This is a genomic window from Azohydromonas australica DSM 1124 (genome assembly GCF_000430725.1).
GTDB classification, from domain to species: Bacteria; Pseudomonadota; Gammaproteobacteria; order Burkholderiales; family Burkholderiaceae_C; genus Azohydromonas; species Azohydromonas australica.
Window position 1 is genome coordinate 104,576 of record NZ_KE387214.1, and the last position, 6,796, is coordinate 111,371.

Below are 6,796 nucleotides of genomic sequence, written 5' to 3' on the forward strand. Positions count from 1 at the left end.
GCAAGGGCAAGAGGAGTTCCGCCCATGAAACCGTTCTGCCGCCTGGTCGTCGTAGCTCTGCTCGCCGCTGCGCCGCTGCTGGCCGCCGCGCAGCAAGTCACAGTGTCCGCCGCCGCCAGCCTCACCAACGCCTTCCGGGAGATCGGCACGCGCTTCGAGGCCACGAAGCCCAGCACCACGGTGCGTTTCAACTTCGCCGCCTCGGGCGTGCTGATCCAGCAGATCCTGCAGGGCGCGCCGGTGGACGTGTTTGCCAGCGCCGACCAGGAAACCATGGACCGTGGCGTGAAGGACAAAGCCATTGACGCGTCCACGCGGCGCGACTTCGCCGCCAACTCGCTGGTGATCATCACGCCCACGCTGGGCGGCCCGGCGCTCTCGAAGGTGGAAGACCTGGCCAAGGCGGAAGTCAAGCGCATCGCCGTGGGCAAGCTCGCCACCGTGCCGGTGGGGCGCTACACCAAGCAGAGCCTGGACAGCGCCAGCCTCTGGACAGCCCTGGCACCGAAGTTCGTGGAGGCTGACAACGTGCGCCAGGTGCTGGACTACGTGGCGCGCGGCGAAGTCGAGGCCGGGTTCGTCTACCGCACCGATGCCGAGTTGATAAAGGACAAGGTGCGCATCGCGCTGACGGCCGGCGGCCACGCGCCGGTGACGTACCCGGTGGCGGTGGTGGCGCAGAGCCAGCAGGGCGCCCTGGCGCGCGAGTTCGTCGCCTTCCTGGCCTCCAGCGAGGCGCAGGGGATCCTGGCGCGCTACGGGTTCGGCAAGCCGTGATCGACGTCGCGCTGCAGCTCTCGGTGAGCGACGGCCGCCGGCGCTTCGACCTCGACGTGGCCTTTGCCAGCGAGGCGCCCGTGGTGGCGCTGTACGGCCCCTCGGGCGCGGGCAAGTCGCTCACGCTGCAGGCCATGGCCGGGCTGCTCAAGCCCCGCGCCGGACACGTGCGCGTGGGCGGGCGCACCTGGTTTGATGGGGCTGCGGGCATCGACGTGCCGGCCGACACCCGCGGCGCGGGCTACCTGTTCCAGCACTACGCGCTCTTTCCGCACCTGAGCGTGCGGCGCAACGTCGCCTTCGGCCTTACCACCTGGTGTCGGGCCCTGTCGCGAGCCGACGCCCAGCGCGTGGACGAGCTGCTCGAAGGTTTTGGCCTCACCGCGCTGGCGCACAGCCGCCCCCGCACGCTCTCGGGCGGCCAGCAGCAGCGCGTGGCACTGGCGCGAGCCCTGGCATGCAACCCTCAGGTGCTGCTGCTCGACGAGCCCTTCGCCGCGCTCAATCCGCAGCTGCGCCAGCAGCTGCGCGAGGAGCTCTCGGCGGTGCGCGCGCGCTGGGGCATCCCGGCGGTGATGATCACGCACGACGTGGAGGACGTACTGGCACTGGCCAACGTCGCATTCCTCATCGAGGGCGGCCGGGCCGTGCGTGCGGTGGACCTGGACCGCGTGCAAAGCCGCGATACCGCGCGCTCGGTGCTGCAGCCGCAATCCGAGCGTCCCGCGCGCGCCGACGAGGCGCGGCTGCGCGCGCTGCTGGCGGCACACGACCCGACGTGAATCCATGAACATGCATGCCCTTCGATTCTTGCGCCTGCAGCAGCAGGCCTCCGCCGTCCTGTCCGACACCCAGCGCCGCGCGCCACGCCTGTCGGCCGCCCGGCTGCGCCGCCATGTCCTGGCGGCCACGGCAGCGCTGCTCCTGTCATCCCTAGCGATAGCACCCGCGCAGGCCCAGACACAGGCCGCCGCACCCGTGCTGACCGTCGTCGCGGTAGACGGCAGCAGCCGCGCGCTCGATGCCGCGGCGCTCAGGGCCTTGCCGCGCACCCGGGTGGCCGCACAGGCCCACGGGCGCAACCTCGACTTCGGCGCGGTGGATCTGCGCGACGTGCTGCGCGCCGTGGGCGTCGAACCGCCCGACCAGCTTCATGGCGCCGAGCTTGCGCGTGTGCTCGTGGCCTCGGCGCCGGATGGCTACAGGGTCGCCTTCGCCTGGGCCGAGCTCGATCCGACACTGGGCGGCAAGCGGGTGTACCTCGCCCTGGAAGAAAACGGCGTGCCGTTGGCAGCCGAGGCCGGGCCCTGGCGCCTGGTGGTACCGGGCGAGGCGCGGCCCACGCGCTGGGTGCGCCAGGTCAACCGGCTCGCCCTGCACGCACTGCCCTGACAGTCCTGGGGCATCCCTGCACGCCCGGGCGCAAACGCTGCATGGCAAGTCGACCCTGCCTGCCGGCTCCAACGGCGACCGCAGTACAGGGCGCTGACACGGCCAGTGCTATGCGGCACGGAGCCGTGCTGTGCGGATGGCTGGACGCGTGTTTTTCTCACGGCTCGGGCCGACCGAGAGCACCAGCTCGCTGAACAAGGCCGCGCGCTGCAGGCCTGAGCTTCAGGATCGTCTGGCAGCTGCTGGAGGCGGCGTCCCGCTTGGCGCACAGCCTCTGTGCGGAGGCAGCCACACGTAGGTGCGCGGCGGCTCGCGCCTGGTGCCCGCGGTGCATGGCCGCTTGTGGGCTTGGCAGCAGCTGCGCAGAGGGCATGCAGAATGCCAGAGGACTGCTACGACCGGTACGCCTAAAAGTTCGCTCAGCTTCTGCGACCGAGCACGCGCTCACGGTTCTTGCCGTCGAAACCATACATGGAATGGGCCATGGCCTTGTCCCCAAGTAGCCATTGGCCACTGACCGAATTCCCTCGCCCTATCTCGGTGACGCTTGCAGAGCAATGTTGCTGGAGCAGGACGACGCATGGGGCGGGGGCGTTAACTCTACAGGTGCCGGATGTCTTGCCAAGTTCGTTGCGGCGGTGTCCATTGCCGTGCGAGCCGCAGGCGAGAGCGACCAACCCAATGGCACCAGCGACGCATCCTGCATCTGGTCGAGCAGGCAGACGGGTGCATCATCGGTGCAGCCCTTGTCCTTTGGTAACTCCACACCTGCGGCCAAGCGCGCCGTCAAGGCAGCCACAGGCTCACGACCATGGGCGCCAGTGCCTAGGTTGTTCAGCACCGTCACTGCTGGCCCGAACAGGTCGGCAAAGAGCTCCAGGCGCTGGGCGTCTCGCGGCAGCCGCAGGTCGTAGGCGCTGGAGCTTGTCTTCAGGCACTCTGTTGGCGGCTCGTCCTGATTCTCCTTCACGGCTTGGGGCAGGCAATTCGTCGGAACTTGGCCGTTGCGAATCAACACCAGCTGGAAACGGTGGTCTGGGTACTTCGTGCGCAACCGCGTCAGCACGTCAGAGAGGCTGGCTGTGCCGCTATTGTCGTGATAGCCGCCGTCAACAAGGTGCGCAGCGGCAGGCCCAGATGCTTGATGCGGCAGAGAAGCCAGCGGATTGGTGAACGGAAAGCGGGCTGAGGTGTGGGCGGCGGTGACCAGGGCTGGTGACGACGGCACGCGGCCCGAAACGATCAAATCCTCGGCGCCCGGCAGTTCGCCAGGAGCGAAGCGCTGCGTACTGAGCACACCGCGGTTGCCCGTCTCGACCACCGTGCTATTCAGCAGCAGTTCTGGTTCACCCTCGAGGGGCGCCCCCAGTGGCTGGGCCAGACGCGGGAACGCACGCATCCACTCACGCTCAAACGCCATGGCACGACTTCGAATACCGCAGCCGCTGCTGGCGTCGCACAGCCAATCGGTAGGCAGCAGACGCATCCAGACATCGTCGAACAGCAGGCCAGCTACGAGAGGTGAGAGCGCGTCAAGGTGGGAAAACCGTTCCCTCACACACGTTTCTATGACAACGGGTTCGCCGCTGGCGCTACGTTGCCCTTTCGAGTCGCGTGCGCAGGCTCGCCAGGCGGCGATACCCATTGAGCCGCCGGAGACGCCACTCATTGCGACGATGCGTGAATCCCAACCCGGGTGTTCCTTCTCCATGGCGGCCAGCACGCGCGCAGTCCAGTACGCCGCACGCGCTCCACCTCCTTCGCTGGCTACCAGCAGCAGTGGAGGATTTCCTGATTGCGAGTCCTTATCCCTTTCAGAGAATACTGACCGATCCTGTGCCCGCGCTGTCCCGTTCTTCGCCGCCTTTTCGGGGTCACTGGGTGGCATGACGCTCGCAGCCCAGTGATCTATTCCCGCCAAGCCAAAACAAAGAATCACCACGCAAACCGTTGACAGCACAAAGCGCATAACGTCATCGAACACATGACGTCTGCTCTCATGGCCTTTGTCACGTCGGCTGGCGAAGATGCCAAGGAACTGACTTGCGGGCAGAACCAAAATCAGCCAGACCAGCGCGCTGATCACAGCGAGCAGCGAAAGCGCGCTCAGAGCGACACGGCCTAGTTCAGCCAACGTGCCGGGCACCGAGTCCAACTCGTGGATAACCAGCGTTGGGAGGGTATGGTTATCCGAAACCAGGCCCACGATGCCGGCGACGATCAGCAGCAGCAGCGCCCAAGGAAAGACGGCGCGTTGCTCGGCCATCGCGATAAGCCCGAGCGGCCCCAACCACCATACTATCGATAGCGCCAGCACGGCGAGCGTTGGCGGCGCGGTGCTGCTGGCATCCGGCGCCAGCAGCATGACGGCGCGCACGACCAGCAAAAAGGCCAGCGCGGTGAGCGGCTGCCATATCGGTTGCGCCAACACGCTGACAAGGTGGCCGAGGCGGCTCTGTGCAAGTTGGTTTTGTACAGAAGTATTGGGTGCCGCAAGGTAATAGGGATCAAGCAGTAGCAGTCGTACCGCGGGCACGCAGTTGTAATAGTCGGCCGGCTGCAACAAGGCGCCTTGACGCCGCTGGTGGATCAGCCAAAGTGCCAATCCGATGATGGCAACTGCGAACCCAGCCAGGATCAGCATCGTCTCAAGCAGGACACCGGGCTCCTGGCTATCCTTGGCCGCGATAACTGCATCTCCAGCCACATTGGCAATCAGCACTACCGTTATCAGCAGCGGCGCCAGCATCAACAGCCGTGCCCACGAGCGTGCCCATTCGCCAGCCCAGTCGGCCACGCCGTCAAGGTTGGATACATCGTAGCCACTGCGCTTCACCCTGCCAACCAAGCGCGCCCAGAGCCAGCAGGCATGACAAAGCATGCCCAGACCAATCGCGCCGATCCCCATGATGATGAACCGCCAAGCCTGAAGCTTCGGGACAGCCAAGGCCAATAGCACGTCGCGACATTGGTCCAGCATCAACGTGAAGGCAGCGAACAGCATCAGCATGGCCAGCACATAGCGGCTGCGGCCGATGACGCCCAAGGCAACCTGACGGCAAGCGGATCGGATCTCGGCCGCCTTGTTCGCGCTATTGTGGAGTTTCGAATCCAAGTCCAAGCCGAACCACCAGCACAGCCACAGGACGGCCAGAGGGAGAAGGGCAGCGAGTACAAACCACTTTTTTTGATCGTGAGCCCAGCCGCGAAAAGGCCAAGCCGGCGCGAGCGGCGTGTGCGATTCAATCGTGTAGCTCGCAACGGAGACGATCAGCAGCGACAGGGCCAGCCAGACGATGGCCAGTACGCCGTCGCGGGTCTCGGCCGTCGTGGCCCATCGTCGCAGCAGCCAGAAGGTTGGTATCGCAAGTGCCAAAGCACCGACCCCCCATCCCCAACTGATACCCAATCGGACCAGTCCCCCAAAATTCTCGACTGCGTCCGTGCACCACATCGCCACCAAAAGTAGCGCCGCCAGCCAGTACAGCACCCGGATGGGCCACGCCATCAGTCCGCCGTTCATCAACGTGCCCTTCACCTGGCGTGTGGCCCAGAGCAGGGTCAGCCCATAAAGCGGCATGAAAAGGGCCGTGTCGATGAGTAGATAGGCAGTCGCCGCGGGAACGCGAGACATGACTTGACACCGGCCCCAGGCATCCAGCGTTGCCTGTAACGTGGCGGGATCCTCCCAACTTAGCCAGTCCTCCACACCGAAGTGGGCCGGAAGACGCAATGACTGCCCAAGCGCGAACAGAATTAATCCAACCAGCGTGGTGCCGCCCATCAACCAACTCAGCACCTCGGTCGAACGAGTCTTCGTTGGAGCTTTGCCAAGCAACGTTTCCAACAAGTTCATGCCAAGTCCTCCAGGCACAACCTGACGGCATACTCTAGATAGCCCGTGTCGGCACGGCATCCCCAATATCACTGATCTGTCAAAGACGACTCGTAAGAGGAAAAAACGCTGCCGTTCTGCACACCGGCGACTATTTCGTGAGCGTCCAGCCGTTCCATCTTGAACAGGGCTTGCGCCCGTGATCATCAAGATGCGGTGGCGTTTCCGACGAAGGCGACGCACTCCACGAGGTTGAGGGCGGCCAGCAGCAGGAATTTCTCTGCGTCGGTGCGCACGGCCAGCAGATCGTGGTCGCCGAGGTAGCCGTAGACGAAGGCGAGCAGGTAGCGCTCGGGATGCTCGTCGCAGAACTGCTGGACGACCTTGGTCGCCAGCTCGCCCGGCAAGCCCTCGTTGAAGCGTGCGCGCGCCGTCAGGCGCTGCATGCACGTCTCCTGCACGGCCTCGGTGACCACCGGCCACTGGTGGCCGCTGAGCTTCATTGCCTGGAACGTGACCAGCAGGATGTGCAGCGGCACCTCCAGCTGCACCATGCCGACCCCCATGCGAGGCAGCACCAGGATCGAGGCGAGCATGTTGGGCTGCTTGGCGAAGATCTCGTCGGCCAGGCTGACCTTCTGTGCCTGGCCCATGCGCCTGACGTCGATGTCGGCCTGGACCATCACCGACTGCGTGATCACGCCCATCGTTCTCAGCCCGAGCGCCAACGGTGCGGCAGCAGTTCATCGAGCCGGTGGCTCGGGTGGGAGTAGATGCGCGCGAGCACGTCGC

The 6,796-nt window shown here is 65.5% G+C and carries 5 protein-coding genes; 3 read left to right on the forward strand and 2 right to left on the reverse strand.

Features of this window, described 5'->3' with window-relative positions:
- Positions 1 to 24 precede the first annotated feature (24 nt).
- The 3 genes from modA to H537_RS53915 are packed head-to-tail and all read left to right on the forward strand — an operon-like array spanning position 25 to position 2,169.
- Positions 25 to 777, forward strand: a complete 753-nt coding sequence (gene modA / locus H537_RS0135820; protein WP_029001714.1) for a molybdate ABC transporter substrate-binding protein — start codon at positions 25 to 27, stop codon at positions 775 to 777.
- On the forward strand, positions 774 to 1,559 hold the full coding sequence (locus tag H537_RS0135825; protein WP_029001715.1) for an ABC transporter ATP-binding protein: 786 nt from the start codon (positions 774 to 776) through the stop codon (positions 1,557 to 1,559). The genes modA and H537_RS0135825 overlap by 4 nt, the downstream gene beginning before the upstream one ends.
- A gap of 10 nt (positions 1,560 to 1,569) precedes the next feature.
- Positions 1,570 to 2,169, forward strand: coding sequence for a molybdopterin-dependent oxidoreductase (locus H537_RS53915; protein ID WP_169517161.1), 600 nt, complete (start codon positions 1,570 to 1,572; stop codon positions 2,167 to 2,169).
- Positions 2,170 to 2,701: 532 nt separating this feature from the next.
- Here H537_RS53915 and H537_RS54750 read toward each other — a convergent pair.
- Both H537_RS54750 and H537_RS54755 read right to left on the reverse strand, forming a co-directional pair.
- Entirely contained in the window at positions 2,702 to 6,025 is a 3,324-nt protein-coding gene (locus H537_RS54750) for a patatin-like phospholipase family protein (RefSeq protein WP_029001716.1), read from the reverse strand.
- Positions 6,026 to 6,210: 185 nt separating this feature from the next.
- Positions 6,211 to 6,711: a hypothetical protein gene (locus H537_RS54755; protein WP_029001717.1), complete on the reverse strand. Its 501-nt coding sequence runs from the start codon at positions 6,709 to 6,711 to the stop codon at positions 6,211 to 6,213.
- Between the last annotated feature and the right edge of the window lie 85 nt (positions 6,712 to 6,796).